This is a genomic window from Mariprofundus aestuarium (genome assembly GCF_002795805.1).
Taxonomy (GTDB): domain Bacteria; phylum Pseudomonadota; class Zetaproteobacteria; order Mariprofundales; family Mariprofundaceae; genus Mariprofundus; species Mariprofundus aestuarium.
Map to the genome: position 1 here is coordinate 853,472 of NZ_CP018799.1, position 15,167 is coordinate 868,638.

15 protein-coding genes are annotated in these 15,167 nt (G+C 52.4%); 9 read left to right on the forward strand and 6 right to left on the reverse strand.

All coding sequences use genetic code 11. The features are described 5' to 3' along the window. The first annotated feature begins 15 nt into the window (after positions 1-15). From fabD to Ga0123461_RS04305, 6 genes are all read left to right on the forward strand, one after another. Positions 16-957, forward strand: coding sequence for an ACP S-malonyltransferase (fabD, locus tag Ga0123461_RS04280; protein WP_100277194.1), 942 nt, complete (start codon positions 16-18; stop codon positions 955-957). A 7-nt stretch (positions 958-964) separates the two neighbouring features. Further along, positions 965-1,705 carry a 3-oxoacyl-ACP reductase FabG gene (fabG, locus tag Ga0123461_RS04285; RefSeq protein ID WP_100277195.1) on the forward strand — a complete coding sequence of 247 codons (741 nt, stop codon included), beginning with the start codon at positions 965-967 and terminating at the stop codon, positions 1,703-1,705. Between the two features lie 102 nt (positions 1,706-1,807). Beyond that, entirely contained in the window at positions 1,808-2,047 is a 240-nt protein-coding gene (acpP, locus tag Ga0123461_RS04290; protein WP_100265686.1) for an acyl carrier protein, read from the forward strand. Positions 2,048-2,053: 6 nt separating this feature from the next. Next, complete coding sequence (fabF, locus tag Ga0123461_RS04295) at positions 2,054-3,298, forward strand: beta-ketoacyl-ACP synthase II (RefSeq protein WP_100277196.1); 1,245 nt, start codon at positions 2,054-2,056, stop codon at positions 3,296-3,298. Positions 3,299-3,319: 21 nt separating this feature from the next. After that, entirely contained in the window at positions 3,320-4,627 is a 1,308-nt protein-coding gene (locus Ga0123461_RS04300; protein WP_100277197.1) for an anthranilate synthase component I family protein, read from the forward strand. 67 nt (positions 4,628-4,694) lie between these two features. Further along, on the forward strand, positions 4,695-5,054 hold the full coding sequence (locus Ga0123461_RS04305) for a 2Fe-2S iron-sulfur cluster-binding protein (protein ID WP_157819219.1): 360 nt from the start codon (positions 4,695-4,697) through the stop codon (positions 5,052-5,054). A gap of 80 nt (positions 5,055-5,134) precedes the next feature. Here the strand turns inward: Ga0123461_RS04305 and dnaB are convergent, their stop codons facing one another. From dnaB to rpsF, 6 genes are read right to left on the reverse strand one after another with little or no spacing between them, the layout of a single operon-like run. Beyond that, the gene (gene dnaB, locus Ga0123461_RS04310; RefSeq protein WP_100277199.1) at positions 5,135-6,523 is read right to left on the reverse strand and encodes a replicative DNA helicase; all 1,389 of its coding nucleotides are present in this window, start codon (positions 6,521-6,523) and stop codon (positions 5,135-5,137) included. Then, positions 6,520-6,969, reverse strand: coding sequence for a 50S ribosomal protein L9 (rplI, locus tag Ga0123461_RS04315; RefSeq protein WP_100277200.1), 450 nt, complete (start codon positions 6,967-6,969; stop codon positions 6,520-6,522). Before rplI ends, dnaB begins: the two co-directional genes overlap by 4 nt. 1 nt (position 6,970) lies before the next feature. Beyond that, positions 6,971-7,963, reverse strand: a complete 993-nt coding sequence (locus Ga0123461_RS04320; protein ID WP_100277201.1) for a DUF2232 domain-containing protein — start codon at positions 7,961-7,963, stop codon at positions 6,971-6,973. Between the two features lie 24 nt (positions 7,964-7,987). Beyond that, the gene (gene rpsR / locus Ga0123461_RS12775; protein ID WP_100277202.1) at positions 7,988-8,350 is read right to left on the reverse strand and encodes a 30S ribosomal protein S18; all 363 of its coding nucleotides are present in this window, start codon (positions 8,348-8,350) and stop codon (positions 7,988-7,990) included. A 29-nt stretch (positions 8,351-8,379) separates the two neighbouring features. Then, positions 8,380-8,733 carry a hypothetical protein gene (locus Ga0123461_RS04330; RefSeq protein WP_100277203.1) on the reverse strand — a complete coding sequence of 118 codons (354 nt, stop codon included), beginning with the start codon at positions 8,731-8,733 and terminating at the stop codon, positions 8,380-8,382. Further along, positions 8,711-9,208 (reverse strand): 30S ribosomal protein S6, encoded by a 498-nt coding sequence (gene rpsF, locus Ga0123461_RS04335; protein WP_100277204.1) that lies wholly within the window; start codon positions 9,206-9,208, stop codon positions 8,711-8,713. The genes Ga0123461_RS04330 and rpsF overlap by 23 nt, the downstream gene beginning before the upstream one ends. 188 nt (positions 9,209-9,396) lie before the next feature. On the opposite strand from rpsF, the gene Ga0123461_RS04340 reads away from it, so the two are divergent. The 3 genes from Ga0123461_RS04340 (at position 9,397) to Ga0123461_RS04350 (ending at position 15,115) form a co-directional block, all read left to right on the forward strand. Next, positions 9,397-9,642: a GlsB/YeaQ/YmgE family stress response membrane protein gene (locus Ga0123461_RS04340; protein ID WP_232710359.1), complete on the forward strand. Its 246-nt coding sequence runs from the start codon at positions 9,397-9,399 to the stop codon at positions 9,640-9,642. A 278-nt stretch (positions 9,643-9,920) separates the two neighbouring features. Then, positions 9,921-12,320 carry a phosphoenolpyruvate synthase gene (gene ppsA, locus Ga0123461_RS04345; protein WP_100277205.1) on the forward strand — a complete coding sequence of 800 codons (2,400 nt, stop codon included), beginning with the start codon at positions 9,921-9,923 and terminating at the stop codon, positions 12,318-12,320. Between the two features lie 23 nt (positions 12,321-12,343). After that, on the forward strand, positions 12,344-15,115 hold the full coding sequence (locus Ga0123461_RS04350; protein WP_100277206.1) for a cation-translocating P-type ATPase: 2,772 nt from the start codon (positions 12,344-12,346) through the stop codon (positions 15,113-15,115). Positions 15,116-15,167 lie beyond the last annotated feature (52 nt).

The following is a 15,167-nucleotide window of genomic DNA, read 5'->3' on the forward strand; positions in this document are numbered from 1 at the left end:
TCTTAGGATTTTAACATGGCTGATTTTGTACTTCTTTTTCCCGGTCAGGGCTCTCAATCCAAAGGTATGCTCGATGCGTTTGACGGTATCGATATTGTAAAGCAGACCCTGGAAGAGGCATCCGATGCGCTTGGTTATGATATGGCTGCGCTGATTTGTGATGATGCCGAGAATAAGCTTGGTCAGACCGAATTTACCCAGCCAGCTCTTCTGACTGCCTCTACTGCCATGCTGCGACTATGGCGTGAGAAGGGTGGTGCAGAGCCAACGCAGGTGGCAGGCCACTCCCTTGGTGAGTACTCCGCACTGGTAGCAGCCGGTGTAATCGATTTCTCCGATGCAGTTCAGCTGGTTGCTTTCCGTGGCAGGGCAATGACTCAGGCAGTGCCTGCCGGTGTTGGCAGTATGGCTGCTATTCTTGGTCTAGCTGATGAGGTGATCGAGGAGCTCTGTCTCAACGCTTCAGATGAGAGCGACAAGGTATGGGCTGCGAACTACAACTGTCCGGGTCAGCTGGTGGTAGCAGGACATTCTGCTGCAGTTGATCGCCTGATGGTATTGGCCAAGGAGGCGGGTGCCAAACGTGCGCTGCCACTGGCAGTAAGTGCGCCATCACATACGCCGTTGATGCAACCTGCTGCCGATTCTATGGCAAAGCGTTTGCAGGAAGTTTCATTTAATGTGCCTGCCTGTCCGGTATGGGGCAATGCCAGTGCAACAACTGAAGTTGATGTGGAGAAGATCAGGGCAGCACTGGTTGCACAGTTGATCTCGCCTGTACGCTGGACAGAGACAGTTCAGAAACTGGCGGAAAATGGTATTACACGCGGCGTCGAAATGGGGCCGGGCAAGGTGCTGGCAGGGCTCGTCAAACGCATCGAACGTGATATGATTGTTGGAGTAACCGTGGGGCCGGATCAGATCGAAACCAGCATCAACCTGATTGCAGGGGAGTGAGGGAATCATGAGTGATAATAAAATTGCACTGGTAACAGGTGCCAGTCGTGGCATCGGTAATGTGGTTGCCAAACAGCTTGCAGCAGCCGGTTTTAATCTGGCGATCTGTGGTACGACGCAGGCTACTATCGACAAAGCCGCTGAAGAGATTCGTGCTGCAAGTGGCGTGGAGGTTCTGGCTAAGGCTGTCGATGTTTCCGATCGTGATCAGATGCAGGGTTTTGTGCAGGAAGCGGCCAAACATTTCGGCAGGCTCGATGTGTTGGTCAACAATGCCGGTATCACCAGAGACAACCTCTCCATGCGGATGAAGCCGGACGACTGGAGTGCAGTGATCGACACCAATCTCTCATCTGTATTCAATGCCATGCAGGCGGCACTCAAGCCGATGATGCGCGCGCGCGCTGGACGTATTATCAATATCTCATCCGTTGTGGCGGGTATGGGTAATCCGGGTCAGCTGAACTACTGTGCCAGTAAGGGTGGTGTAGAGGCGATGACCCGTTCACTGGCTCGCGAAGTGGGTTCGCGTGGCATTACGGTTAATGCTGTTGCACCGGGATTTATTGCTACCGATATGACCGCTGACCTGGGCGATGATGCGCATGCCAAGCTTACCGGGCAGATTCCACTGGGGCGCCTCGGACAACCGGAAGATATTGCTGCTGCAGTTGCTTTTTTAGCCAGCGATGCGGCCGGTTACATCACCGGTCAGGTGCTGCATGTAAATGGTGGCATGTACATGTAAATTTCTCTATCTTATGCAATAGCAGAGGGTAGAAAGGGGTTCAGACTTGTGCGGCTATGAACCTTATGATAGAAGCCGCATCTATTTTTTCGGGAGGACTTTATGTCTGCAGAAATCGAAGCTAAAATCATTAAAATCGTTTCCGATCAGCTGAATGTTGATGAGGAAGAAATCAACCCTGATTCATCATTCGTTGATGATCTGGGCGCTGACTCACTGGATACAGTAGAGCTGGTTATGGCATTTGAAGAAGAGTTCGGTGTTGAAATTCCAGACGAAGATGCTGAAGGCATCCAGAGTGTTCAGAACGCAATCGATTATATCGCTGCCAAAGCAGAATAAGATCCTATGACCAGACGCGTAGTCGTCACTGGTGTTGGGCTGGTTACTCCGCTCGGCACTGGTACTGATGTAACATGGAATAATCTTACTGCCGGTAAATCTGGCATCCGTCGTATCTCGCATTTCGATGCTGAAGCGACGGGTATGGCTTGTACCATTGCAGGTGAGGTTCCAGACTTCAATGTTGAAGCCTTCATCAACCGCAAGGATGCACGCAAAATGGATAAATTTATCCAGTTTGGCGTAGCCGCATCATTGATGGCGCTTGAGCAGTCGGGCTTGACCATTGATGAAACCAATGCTGAACGTGTCGGTGTCGCTGTCGGCGCTGGAATGGGCGGCTTGGTGACCATTGAGAATACCATGCGGGCCTATGAGGCCGGTGGAGCTCGCAAGATCTCCCCGTTCTTTATTCCGCAGACTATCATCAATATGACATCCGGCTGGGTGTCGATGTTGACCGGTGCCAAGGGTCCTAATACTGCAGCTGTAACGGCCTGTGCTACAGGAACACATGCTGTCGGTGATGCCTTTGAGATCATTGCACGCGGCGATGCCGATGCGATGGTAGCTGGTGGTACCGAAGCGGTAGTGTGTGAGCTGGCTATTGGTGGTTTCTCCGCTGCCCGGGCACTCTCCACACGTAATGACGAGCCAGAGCGTGCATCCCGTCCATGGGATAAGGATCGCGATGGTTTCGTGATGGGTGAGGGTGCAGGCGTGCTTGTACTCGAAGAGCTTGAGTCAGCCAAAGCACGCGGTGCTGTGATCCTTGCTGAAGTGATCGGTTATGGCATGAGTGGCGATGCTTACCATATGACCTCTCCATCTCCGGGTGGTGAAGGTGGCGGCCGTTGTATGAAGGCTGCGTTGAGCCGTGCCGGTATTAATCCGGAAGATGTGGATTATATCAATGCGCATGGCACATCCACACCTGCAGGTGACGTGGCTGAAACACAGGGGATCAAATCGGTGTTCGGCGATCATGCCAAAAAGCTGATGGTTTCTTCATCGAAATCGATGACAGGGCATCTGCTCGGTGCTGCCGGTGGTATTGAGGCTGCGTTCTCGGTGCTCGCTGTACATAACGGTGTGGTTCCACCAACGATTAACTTGGACAATCCTGATCCTGAATGTGATCTGGATTATGTGCCGCATGAAGCAAGAGACGCTAACATCAAGGTGGCTGTTTCCAACTCGTTCGGTTTCGGTGGCACCAACGCAACTGTAATCGTACGTAAGTTCGACTAAGTAGTTCAAGAGAATATCGACGTGATTTTCCGCGTCATATTGAATCAGGGCCGTAAGCTTTCAGCTTACGGCCTTTTTTCTGCATTTCCGGAACAATTCTCAGCTGTGCTTGAAGATCCTTCCGGTGTGGGCAGACAGTTCCTCGTTTCACAACACGGGCGATCCGTATCACTGGATCAGGGTGCTACTCCAGAACATGTGGATATGTTTTTTGACAGCTGGAAGCGGGTGGTTTCTGGAGCGCATGAAAACTCACCAGCCATCCAATGTCTTGTCTATGCTGCCTACGAAGCAGGCAGCCTGATTGAAGATCTTCCAGTCCCTAAAACAGATGTTCCAGGCCCGGTACTGTGGACACTCTACCCTACGTTCTCACTCTGCTTTGATGATGAGTTAATCTATTTGGCAGCCAGGGATGAATTAGCAGTGCAGTCGGTCCTGATGATGCTGGATGAAGTGGAAGGCTCACTTGCTTCGTTTGCCTCGCTGCAGATTTTGAAAAAACCCGCTGTAACTTCTTCACTCTCATATAAACAGGCTGTTGAACAGGTGAAAGAGTATATCGGGGCAGGCGATATCTTTCAGGCCAATATTGCCCGCTTCTGGTCCATGCCGTTTGAGCAGATAGATCTGGTCAGCCTCTACGATCAACTGCGCCGGGTGAACCCAGCACCATTCTCCTCGTTTGTCCGTATCGGCAGTGGGCGTGATGCGTTAACGCTGGTTTCGGCCTCGCCGGAGCGCTTGTTTCGCACATTTGCTGATGGTGAGGTGGATACAAGGCCCATTGCAGGCACCAGAAGGCGTGCTGAGGGCGATATGGACGAGTCGCTAAGGGCAGAGTTACTGTTGTCGGAAAAAGAGCGTGCAGAGCACATCATGCTCGTTGACCTGGAGCGTAACGATTTGGGGCGTGTCTGCGCCCCTGGCAGTGTTGAGGTGAATGAGCGCATGGTGATTGAGCAGTACGCCACTGTGCAGCATATCGTATCCAATGTGCGCGGTTTTCTGGAAGAGGGGAACGATGTCGTTGACCTGTTCAGGGCGATGTTTCCCGGTGGCACGATCACCGGTTGCCCCAAGGTGCGTTGCATGGAGATCATCCATGAACTGGAGAGCAATGCCCGAGGCCCTTACACAGGTGGGCTGGGTTATGTGGCATGGGATGGTTCATCCGATATGAACATCCTGATCCGCACCTTCTGGCACTATCAGGGCAAACTTAACTGGGCGGCTGGTGCTGGTATCGTCGCCGATTCTGATCCCGAACATGAACTGATCGAAACCGAACACAAAGCTGAAGGGTTGCTCAGGGCACTATCAGCTTAATAAACCTGTAAGAAATAGGGGGCATATGGCCCCAATCATGCTTATCTCTCTAGAATATTAATTTAATGTGAGAAACAGTGGAGACGCTGTTGTTGAGGTGTGCATGTGGAGTCCTTTTAAGCGAAAAATATCGGGCCCGGAACTGACCTTTTTGCCATCAGGGAAGAAGGTGACGGTTTTACCGGGTACGTCAGTGCTTGAAGCTGCCACACTCCATAAGGTGGACTTGAATCACTCCTGTGATGGAAATCTTGCCTGCAGTAGCTGTCATATCTATGTCCACGCCGGAGCGGAAAGTGCAATGCCACCATCTGGTGATGAAGATGAAATGCTTGATGCTGCTGAAGATGTGTTGCCGAACTCCCGACTGGGCTGCCAACTCAAGGTATATGAAAATATGACTGTAGAAATTCCGCCATCATCATGATCAAGGGGGTTAGAAAACAGAAAGCTTTGCTCCATTAAGACCATCCACTTTAAAGCAACGTAGATGTTGAAAGAAGCGGGTTAGTCGTCGAAACCGGCTGAGGCGTGGTTTTCGAAGCGGGTGTAGCGATGCACAAAGGTAAGCTTTACATCACCAATCGGACCTTGACGCTGCTTGGCGATAATGATTTCTGCTAGCCCCTCGTTCTCAGGTTTCTTGTTATAAACCTCATCACGATAGATGAACATGATCACGTCGGCATCCTGCTCGATCGCACCGGATTCACGCAGGTCGGACATCACAGGACGTTTGTCGGCACGTTGCTCAAGAGAGCGATTTAGCTGGGAGAGGGCGATGACTGCCACGTCCAGCTCCTTGGCAAGGCCCTTCAGTGATCGGGATATCTCGGAGACTTCCTGTGCTCTGTTCTCTGAATTGGAACGGCCGCTCATCAGCTGTATATAGTCAATCAGCACCATATCGAGGCCTTTGTTCTCGCGTTTAAGACGGCGGCATTTGGAGCGCAGCTCCATCACCGAGATGGCCGGGGTATCATCGATAAAGATCTTCGATTCTGCCAGTGAGCCACTTGCCGCAGCCAGCTTGCGCCAGTCATCCGAGGAGAAACGCCCTGTTCTTAAATGTTGCATGTCTACGCGAGCTTCACAGGCGAGCATACGCATGGCGATCTGCTGGCAGGACATTTCCAGCGAGAATACAGCGACCACGCCGGAGTTTTTGTCGCTCGAACGCATTGCAGCATTCTGGGCGAGGTTCATTGAGAAGGCGGTTTTACCCATACTTGGGCGGCCGGCGACAATAATCAGGTCGCCGCGCTGCATGCCTGAGGTTCTCTCGTCCAGATCATCAAACCCGGTTGAAACACCTGTGACCAACTGCTTGTTGGCATAACGCTCTTCAAGTTCTTTGTAGCTCTGTAGCATCAGGTCGCTCATGTTGCTGAAGGCAGGGCGTGAGCGGTTAAATTTCTCGGCAATGGCAAGGATGTTCTTTTCTGCACTATCGAGGTGTTCGTTGACCGCCAGTCCCGTCTCTTCATAAACGTCGCGGGAAACAGTGCTGCAGACAGAGAGAAGCTCGCGAAGCACAGAGCGTTCACGAACGAGATCGGCATAATGTTTTACATTGGCAGAAGTAGGCACGGCCATGACCAGATCGGCCAAGTAGGCTTCGCCACCACATGAGGCGAGTTCATCGCGCTGTTCGAGCTGATCCTTGATCGTCAACGCATCGACCGGCTGGCCGCGCGCTGATAACTCCTGAATTACATGAAAGACCCGTGCATTGGCATCAACATAGAAGTGTTCTGGCTGCAGTGTGCCTTCCAGACGCTCAAGTGCCTCGGGATCAAGCATAATTCCCCCGAGCACCGCCCGCTCAGCGTCATAGGCGTGAGGCGGGATGCGCTCTCTGAGCGTATCGGTGCGCAGGGGAATGGCTTGACTCAATGCTGTTCTGAAGTGACCTTGATAGTGAGCTCAGCAGTGACATCCGGGTGCAGACGTACACGGAACTGATGATCGCCAACTACCTTGATCTGGTCGTCCAGCAGGATGTTACGACGCTCAACAGGGGAGCCGCTTTCTGTCAGCAGTTCAGCCAGGTCATGGGTGCTGACGGAGCCGTACAGGTGCTTACCATCAGAGGTGGCACGTACGATTTCCAGAGTCAGAACAGAGAGCTTCTCAGCATCAGTCTTGGCAGTTGCCAGAACTTCATCCTGTTTTTTCTCGAGCTGTGCGCGGCGGCGCTCAAAAACACTGCGGTTTCCAGCAGTGGCAAGAGAAGCCTTACCATTAGGGATCAGGTAGTTGCGGCCATAACCAGGACGAACATTTACTTCATCGCCAACATTTCCCAGACCTTCTACACGTTCTAAAAGAATCAATTGCATTTTATCCTCCAGCAGCCGGAAATCTCCGGCGAAAATCAAACCAAATATCCATCAGGCCAACAATCACGAATGGTACGATCATTGCAGACCAGATGAGTAACATCAAATACATCAGGCCGATCGAGAAAGTCAGTCCTTTCGCTTTCAGCCAGCTGTGGGCAACTGCCACGCCCTGCGCCGCCAACAGACCGCCGGTAACGATCGCGGCATTGGCAACAAGGTATAACAGATCACCTGTAACAATAGACATTAACAGTATCAAAACGCTAAACAGATACGCCAATGTTTTGTCAAAACTCAGGGTGAGAAAATCTTCCTCATCACCCCGGTAAAAACCGTACTTTTTCGCCAAACGGCGGGCTAAACCTACATTACCCCACCAGGTCATCCACAGTGATAGTGCCAACAGGCCCGGTAACACTGCTACCATCGACTCCCTGAATAGCTGCATTGCCTGCATCTGTTCAGCCGGAATCGATGCCATATCCGCAAACAGCGGCTCCAGAAGCAGGTTAACCCAATCTCTAAGTCCTGCATCCTGTGTGCCCGCAGCTAGCAGTAATCCGAGAACCACCGCTATGCCAGTGCCGATGGCCACATACTGGGCACTTCGGCGTACGCCTTGGAGCTGCATCAAAACCGTTGCCGAAAGTGCTGGCAGCAGGCCGTAAAGCAACATGGTCACTAAACCTGCCGAAAGTGAAAAACCACTCAGGGCAGTGACTGCAATTGAAGCAATGGCTGCAACATGCAGAGCAAATCTCAATCCTCCGCCAAAGGTAATCAGTGCTACCAGTGCCGGAGTCATTAGATGCAGTGCCATACCCATCGTCATAACCAGCAGGGTTATGACTGGATGCAATCCCGGTATAACAACCGGAAACCACATTCCAAGCAGCATGATGGTCATCACTGCTGCACAGGAGAGCCGCCGGGTCAGAATGAAGCTGACCAGTGGCGGCATAGCCTGCGGGGTAGGTGGCTGATTATCCATCAGATCACCTTACGACCGACAATATCAATCGTGGTGTAGCGGGGTGAATGCCACCAGAGCCAGAATACGTGCGCGTTTGATCGCAGTAGTCAGGCTACGCTGATGCTTGGCACATGTACCTGTCACACGTGATGGCAGGATTTTGCAACGCTCGGTAATAAAGCCGCGCAGCATATCCGGGTCCTTGTGATCGATATTCAGGCTCGTGTCTGCACAGAACTTGCAGAATTTACGACGGCTCTGAAAACGGCCCTGTGGACGTGCACCCTGTGGGCGGCGCGGACGGTCGCCCTGCGGACGAGCTGGGCGGTCACCCTGTGGACGTTCAGTGCGCTGCGGGCGGTCGCCCTGAGCTGGTGCAGCAGTTGTTTTTACTTCTTCACTCATTGTTTTCTCCTAAATCTCTATCTCAGGTACTACTCTGTGATCTCTGTTGATTGTTCTACCAATCGACATGAATCCACCCAAAGTTCAACCTGTCCCCAGCAAGGTTCACCGTCCCTGCTGTAAAATCGTCTGCGTAAACCGCCTTCAACAACAATATGCTTGCCTTCAAGAGCCGAGATAATATTGCATATCTCTCCGGTTGCTCGAAGTGGCATGGGTTGTTGATCCTGAACCCCTGCACGGACCGGGCCCAGTTGCGGACGTGATGTTACCACTTCTGCAATCAGAGCCAGAGAACCATCCGGTGTCCAGCGTTTACGCAAATTGCGTAGCCGGCCCGAAACTCGGGCGCGGTTAAACTCAGGCGCTTGCGTCTGCTCCATCAGCAGGTGTGGCCTCAGCAACTTTCTCTTCAGCAACAGCTTCAACTACAGCCTCTTCAGCAGGGGCAGCAGCAGCGGCTTCTGCAGCAACGACTGCAGCAGCTTCAGCTTCAGCTTTCTCTTCAGCTGCAACTTCTTCACGCTTGGCAGCAGCCTGTGCGCGGCGCAGCAGTGGGGATGGGTTGTCAGAAAGTTCAGTCAGCGACGTGGTCAGGGAGCGGATAATGCGCTCCTCCAGGCTGATTGCATGTTCCAGAGTCTTGATTGCTTCGGCACTGCCGTCGGTTACCAGCAGCATGTAGTTTCCACGTTTACGGTTGGCAATAGTGTATGACAACGGACGTGAACCCCAGTTTTCGCGTTTAACGATGCGGCCACCGACTTTTTCGATTTTTTCGACCAGTGAGTCGGTCAGTGCTTCGGTGTTTTCCTGAGAGATATCAGGATTAACGATAAAAATAGTTTCGTAATACAAAACGGCGCTCCTCTCGGTGTACAAACGTACGCCCCGGTACGATAAGCGCGTCCGGAGCAAGGTATGTAGTTTGCATAGTTGCCCATGCAGTGGCGCCGCATCATAATCAGTCAAATCCCGATTGCAAGCATGTGTTGGCTGAAACGCATCTGCTGCGATATGCTGGCTTCTGTTTACTGGAGGTAGTAATGATGAACCTACTGATATTTCTTGTTATTGGTGCCACTGCAGGCTGGATTGCTGGCCAATTGATGAAAGGGGGCGGTTACGGCCTGATCAGCAATATGGTTATCGGCGTGCTCGGCGCTTTTCTCGGGAAGTTTCTGTTCGGTTATCTCGGCTTCTCTTTTGAGGGTCTGATCGGCACGCTGATTTCGGCTGTGCTTGGTGCTGTGATTCTTGTCTTTATTGTCAGTCTGATTAAAAAACGCTAAATCGTATAATCTAGCCACTCCTAGTAATTACCTGTAAAGCAAAGTGGAAGAGAAGGTATGCGCGAGCGAGGTTGCCATTCCATCGCTGCTCAAAGGCTGCTTGATGACATGCTTTCTCCTGAGTCTGACCCTCCCGCTCATGAATAATAACTGTGAGACTCCATCTTAATAGGTATCGGTATGCTATAATCACAATAGATACAGTTTATAACGATTTGAGATTCTTATTTACGGTTTCTGGGTAGAGGTAATTCAGACTGATCATTCAGGAGGTATGAATGAAATATATCCGCTTTTTTGAAGAGCTGGGCTTATCCGATGTCGCCATGGTTGGAGGAAAAAACGCCTCGCTGGGTGAGATGTACTGCCAGCTGACTGAGAAGGGGATAAAAATCCCCAATGGCTTCGCCACTACCGCCGATGCCTACTGGCACTATATTGAACATAATAATCTGACCGATGAAATTGCAACAACACTGAACGGACTTGATACGCATGATATGAAGAAACTGGCGGCATGCGGCCACCACCTTCGCTCTATCATTGCCCATGCTGAAATGCCGGACGACCTAGAGGCTGAAATTATTGAGGCCTATCAACGGCTGGCAAAGCAGTACAGTGAGCAGCCGCTGGCGGTCTCGGTGCGTTCATCGGCCACAGCCGAGGATCTTCCCGAAGCCTCCTTTGCCGGCCAGCAGGAGAGTTACCTCAATGTGCGCGGTTCAGCACATGTAGTAGAGCATGTTAAACAGGTCTATGCCTCACTGTTTACCAATCGCGCCATTTCCTATCGGGTCGATAAAAATTTCGACCATATGAAGGTGGCACTTTCAGCCGGCATTCAGAAGATGGTACGCAGCGATCTGGCATCGGCCGGTGTGATGTTCTCTATCGATACGGAAACCGGCTTTAACAATGCCGTGTTCATCACCGGTTCTTATGGGCTGGGTGAGAATGTGGTACAGGGTACGGTGCGCCCTGACGAGGCCTATGTCTTCAAACCACTGCTGAAGGAGGGGTACAGAGCGCTGCTTGGTCGCACACTGGGCGAGAAGGCGCAGAAGATGGTCTACTCCGAGTCGCTGAAACATCCGACCAAAAATGTGCATGTGCCGCTTGAGGATCAGCGTGTTTACTGCCTGACAGAGGATGAGCTGCTCACTTTGGCGAGATATGCGGTAATCATCGAGGAGCACTACTCGGAGTTGGCTGGGCATCTGCAACCGATGGATATTGAGTGGGCCAAGGATGGCAACACCGGTGAACTGTTTATTGTGCAGGCGAGGCCGGAAACCGTGCATTCCCAGCGTGACTACCATGTGATTGAGTTCTACAAGCTGAAAGAGATCTCCGCGATTCTTGCGCAGGGCAAAAGCGTGGGCGGCAAGATCGCCACAGGACGAGCACGCATCATCAAGGATGTATCCCAGATTGAGGAGCTGGAACCGGGTGAGGTACTGATTACCGATATGACCGATCCGGACTGGGAACCGATCATGAAGAGTGCGGCAGCAATCGTGACCAATCGGGGGGGGCGCACCTGCCATGCCGCTATCATCTCCCGCGAGCTGGGGTTGCCCGCTGTGGTAGGTACCGGCAGTGGTACTGAAACCATTACTGATGGTGACATGGTGACCGTCTCTTGTGCCGAAGGTGAGTGCGGCTATGTCTATGCGGGTGAACTTAAATTCAAGCTCAAGACTGTGAATGTGGGTGAAATGGCCCGACCAAAGACCAAGATTATGATGAATGTGGCGAGCCCTGATCGCGCCTTTGCCTTCAGTGCTACCCCCAATGATGGTGTGGGGCTTGCGCGACTGGAGTTCATTATCAACAACAGTATCGGCATCCACCCCAATACGGTTCTGGGGTTCGACAAGCTCATTGATGCCAAACTCAAACGGGAGATACGCAGCCGATCATCAGGTTACGATTCGCCGCTTGAGTTTTATGTGAAGAAGCTGGCTGAAGGCATTGCGACGATCGCGGCTGCCTTTTACCCCTCCAAGGTGATCTTCCGCATGTCGGATTTCAAATCAAATGAGTATGCCAACTTGCTTGGCGGCAAGGCATTCGAGCCTGTGGAGGAGAACCCGATGATCGGCTTCCGCGGGGCATCCCGCTACTATTCCGATGCCTTCAGGGATGCCTTTGTGCTGGAGTGCAGGGCTATGCGCCTGGTGCGCGACGAGAAGGGGCTGAAGAACGTCTGCCTGATGATTCCGTTTACCCGGACACCAGCCGAGGGGCAGAAGGTGCTCGATCTGATGGCTGAGCACGGGCTCAAGCGGGGGGAGGATGGATTGCAGATCTATATGATGTGCGAGATCCCGGCCAATGTGATTGCTGCCGATGCGTTCCTCGATATCTTCGACGGCTTCTCGATCGGCTCCAATGACCTGACCCAGCTCACCCTGGGCGTGGACCGCGACTCCGCACTGGTCGCCCATATTTTTGATGAGCGCGAGCCGGCCATCCTTGAGATGCTCAAAATGGCGATCGCCGCCTGCAAGCGGCGTGGCAAGTATATCGGCATCTGCGGGCAGGCACCGTCAGATTATCCTGAGATTGCAGATTTCCTTGTGCGCGAGGGAATCGAGTCGATGTCACTCAATCCCGATTCAGTGCTTGAAACGACGCTGCGTATCCTGGAGCTGGAGAAAAACCTGGGTCGCTAGCGGTCTGATCTGAGAACTGTATTATGACAGATATCGAAAATCCAATGGTTGAAGCGTGCAGGGCTGATGTCCCTGCGGAGCTGCTCAAACGTATCCATGAGGTTCCGACCGAAGAGGTGCTTGAGCAGCTGAGTACTTCTGAGCAGGGGCTCGATAACACCGAGGTGCGGGCTCGGCGCAAATGTTATGGCATCAACCGGTTGAGTGAAAAAAAGGAGATGCTTATTCTGCTGCAGTTTCTACTGCAGTTTCACAATCTCTTCTCCTACCTATTGCTGGCCGGCGCAGTACTCTCTTTTGTCAGTGAGCAGCTGGTGCAGGGTGAAGGCTCGCTCTATATCGCCTGGGCACTATTGGCTGTCACCCTGCTCAATGCCATCTTTACCTTTTTTCAGGAGCAGAAAGCTAAAAAGGCGATGAAGGCATTCAGAAACCTGATGACATCACAGGCTGTGGTTCTGAGGGGTGGCGAGCGTATGCAGATTGAATCCGAGCACCTTGTGCCGGGCGATATCGTGCTACTTGCCGAAGGCGATAGAGTAACCGCCGACGCACGCTTGATAGAGCAGAGCATGCTGAAGGTGGATCACTCCGCCCTTACCGGTGAGAGCGAACCGCAATTGAGAAGTCTCAAGGCTACCAGTGGCAATGTGTTGCGTAGCCGTAACATGGTTTTCAGCGGCACGCTGGTGCAGTCAGGTACAGGAACGGCGGTGGTCGTGGCAACAGGTGACCATACCCAGATCGGTAAAATTGCACGTGAGACCGGCGAGGTTGAGCAGAGTGCATCGCATCTGCAACGGCAGATTGCTCATTTTATCCGCACCATCTCCTATATCGCCATTAGTCTTGGTGTATCGTTCTTTCTGCTCGATTACCTGATGGCCCGCAATCCGTTGTGGGTCGATCTTGTGTTTGCCATCGGTATTATTGTTGCCAACGTACCGGAGGGGCTGCTGCCGACGGTAACCCTGACGCTCTCGCTTGCTGCCCAGCGCATGGCGAAGCTCAATGTCCTAGTGAAAAATATCGATGCGATCGAAACACTCGGCAGTCTCACTGTGATCTGTTCGGACAAGACCGGCACATTGACCGAAAACAATCTTCATGTACATGGCGTTTGCCTTAATGGCAGCTGGTACGATTTTGAGCGCAAGCAGGGTCTATTGTCGCTGGAACAGAAGCATGTGCACCTGCGCGATATTCCTGGCATGCAGGACTTTAATGACATTCTGGTACTCTGTAATAACAGTACACTCAACCGGGAAAAAAGCTTTGGTGATGCGACCGAACTTTGCTTAAAGGACTTTGTCGGTGCTTTCAGCAATGTCGGATATATTGAGGGGAATCAGCCGAGACTCCACGAGATTCCCTTCTCATCAGAGAGTCGTTTTATGGTGACGGTCCACAGCTATAATGACCACGCCCGTGCCTACCTCAAGGGGGCGAGTGAGGTGGTTCTGCAGATGTGTACACACTACTTCGAGGCGGGAGAGTCGCTTGAGCTGACTGATGATCTGCGTAGGCGACTGCTGGATCAGGATATAAGTTATGCTGCCCAGGGGTTCCGGGTGCTCGGTTGCGCGCTTAAAACGGTGGCCGATGAGCATGATGATCTTGAAAGAGGATTTTGCTATTACGGATTAGTGGTGATGCAGGATCCGCCGCGTCCGGAGGTGGCTGAGTCGGTGCGACTCTGCAAAGAGGCGGGCATCAGGGTGGTCGTGATTTCCGGAGATCAGGAGTCTACAGTCGAGCATATCGCGCGGCAGACCGGTATTGTCGAAGGAGAATCACCGGTAGTGGTGAATGGCACCGATCTTCCGGATATCAGTGATGAGAAGCTCAAGGAGATACTGCAGAGCCCTGAATTGATCTTTGCCCGCACGCTGCCGCGCGACAAGCTGCGTGTTGTTTCTCTGCTTAAGGAGATGGGAGAGGTGGTGGCTGTGACCGGCGATGGCGTGAATGATGCGCCGGCACTACGCAGGGCCGATGTCGGCATTGCTATGGGCCTTAGTGGCACCGAGGTGGCCAAAGAGGCTGCAGATATTGTGCTGCTGGATGATAATTTCACTTCAATCGTCAGCGCGATCAAGGCAGGGCGTGCGGCTTACGACAACATCAAGAGCTTTATTACCTATATCCTCACTAGTAACACCCCTGAGATCGTGCCATTTCTTCTCTTTATCCTGCTCGACTGGCCGCTGGCGCTGCCGGTGTTGCTGATTCTGGCGATTGATCTGGGTACGGACATGCTCCCGGCTATTGGATTGGGTATGGAAAAACCGGAGTCAGATATCATGCAGCGTCCTCCGCGTGATCCCTCTGCAAAGTTGCTGACATGGCGTATGATCGCCCGCTCCTACGGTTTTATCGGCCCCTTGCAGACTGCCTTCTCCTACCTGATCTTCTTCGATATCCTCTTCGCAGGCGGATGGGATTGGGGCGTTGATATTGCGGTCAACAGCCCGCTCTACATGCAGGCCATCACCGGTTTTTTCGCCACGATCATTATCACCCAGATGTTCAATGTTTTTGCCTGTCGCACCAGTAAGCTCTCTTCTTTCAGCAAGGGGCTGTTCAGCAACCGGGTGATTCTGATCGGTATTGCCAGTGAGGCTATGCTACTGGCAGTTATCGCGCTAACACCGGTCGGACAGAGAGTGTTTGGCACCGCACCGTTTGATCTGGCTTACCTACCAGTGATGGTGCTGTTTGGTGCTATCATTCTGGCCTGCGAGGAGCTGCGAAAATACCTGTATCGAACCCGTGGTCTCTTCGGGCTGGAGTAGCACTGCTGCATGTTAACAAATTTTAGAGGATAGATAGGCTGGCATTCTGACC

Bases quoted from the DNA above. Each gene is read 5' to 3' on its own strand.
- rplI (WP_100277200.1), bottom strand. From the start codon at position 6,969: ATGCAATTGATTCTTTTAGAACGTGTAGAAGGTCTGGGAAATGTTGGC.
- fabF (WP_100277196.1), top strand. From the start codon at position 2,054: ATGACCAGACGCGTAGTCGTCACTGGTGTTGGGCTGGTTACTCCGCTC.
- acpP (WP_100265686.1), top strand. From the start codon at position 1,808: ATGTCTGCAGAAATCGAAGCTAAAATCATTAAAATCGTTTCCGATCAG.
- fabG (WP_100277195.1), top strand. From the start codon at position 965: ATGAGTGATAATAAAATTGCACTGGTAACAGGTGCCAGTCGTGGCATC.
- Ga0123461_RS04350 (WP_100277206.1), top strand. From the start codon at position 12,344: ATGACAGATATCGAAAATCCAATGGTTGAAGCGTGCAGGGCTGATGTC.
- rpsR (WP_100277202.1), bottom strand. From the start codon at position 8,350: ATGAGTGAAGAAGTAAAAACAACTGCTGCACCAGCTCAGGGCGACCGC.
- ppsA (WP_100277205.1), top strand. From the start codon at position 9,921: ATGAAATATATCCGCTTTTTTGAAGAGCTGGGCTTATCCGATGTCGCC.
- Ga0123461_RS04340 (WP_232710359.1), top strand. From the start codon at position 9,397: ATGATGAACCTACTGATATTTCTTGTTATTGGTGCCACTGCAGGCTGG.
- Ga0123461_RS04320 (WP_100277201.1), bottom strand. From the start codon at position 7,963: ATGGATAATCAGCCACCTACCCCGCAGGCTATGCCGCCACTGGTCAGC.
- Ga0123461_RS04330 (WP_100277203.1), bottom strand. From the start codon at position 8,733: ATGGAGCAGACGCAAGCGCCTGAGTTTAACCGCGCCCGAGTTTCGGGC.
- fabD (WP_100277194.1), top strand. From the start codon at position 16: ATGGCTGATTTTGTACTTCTTTTTCCCGGTCAGGGCTCTCAATCCAAA.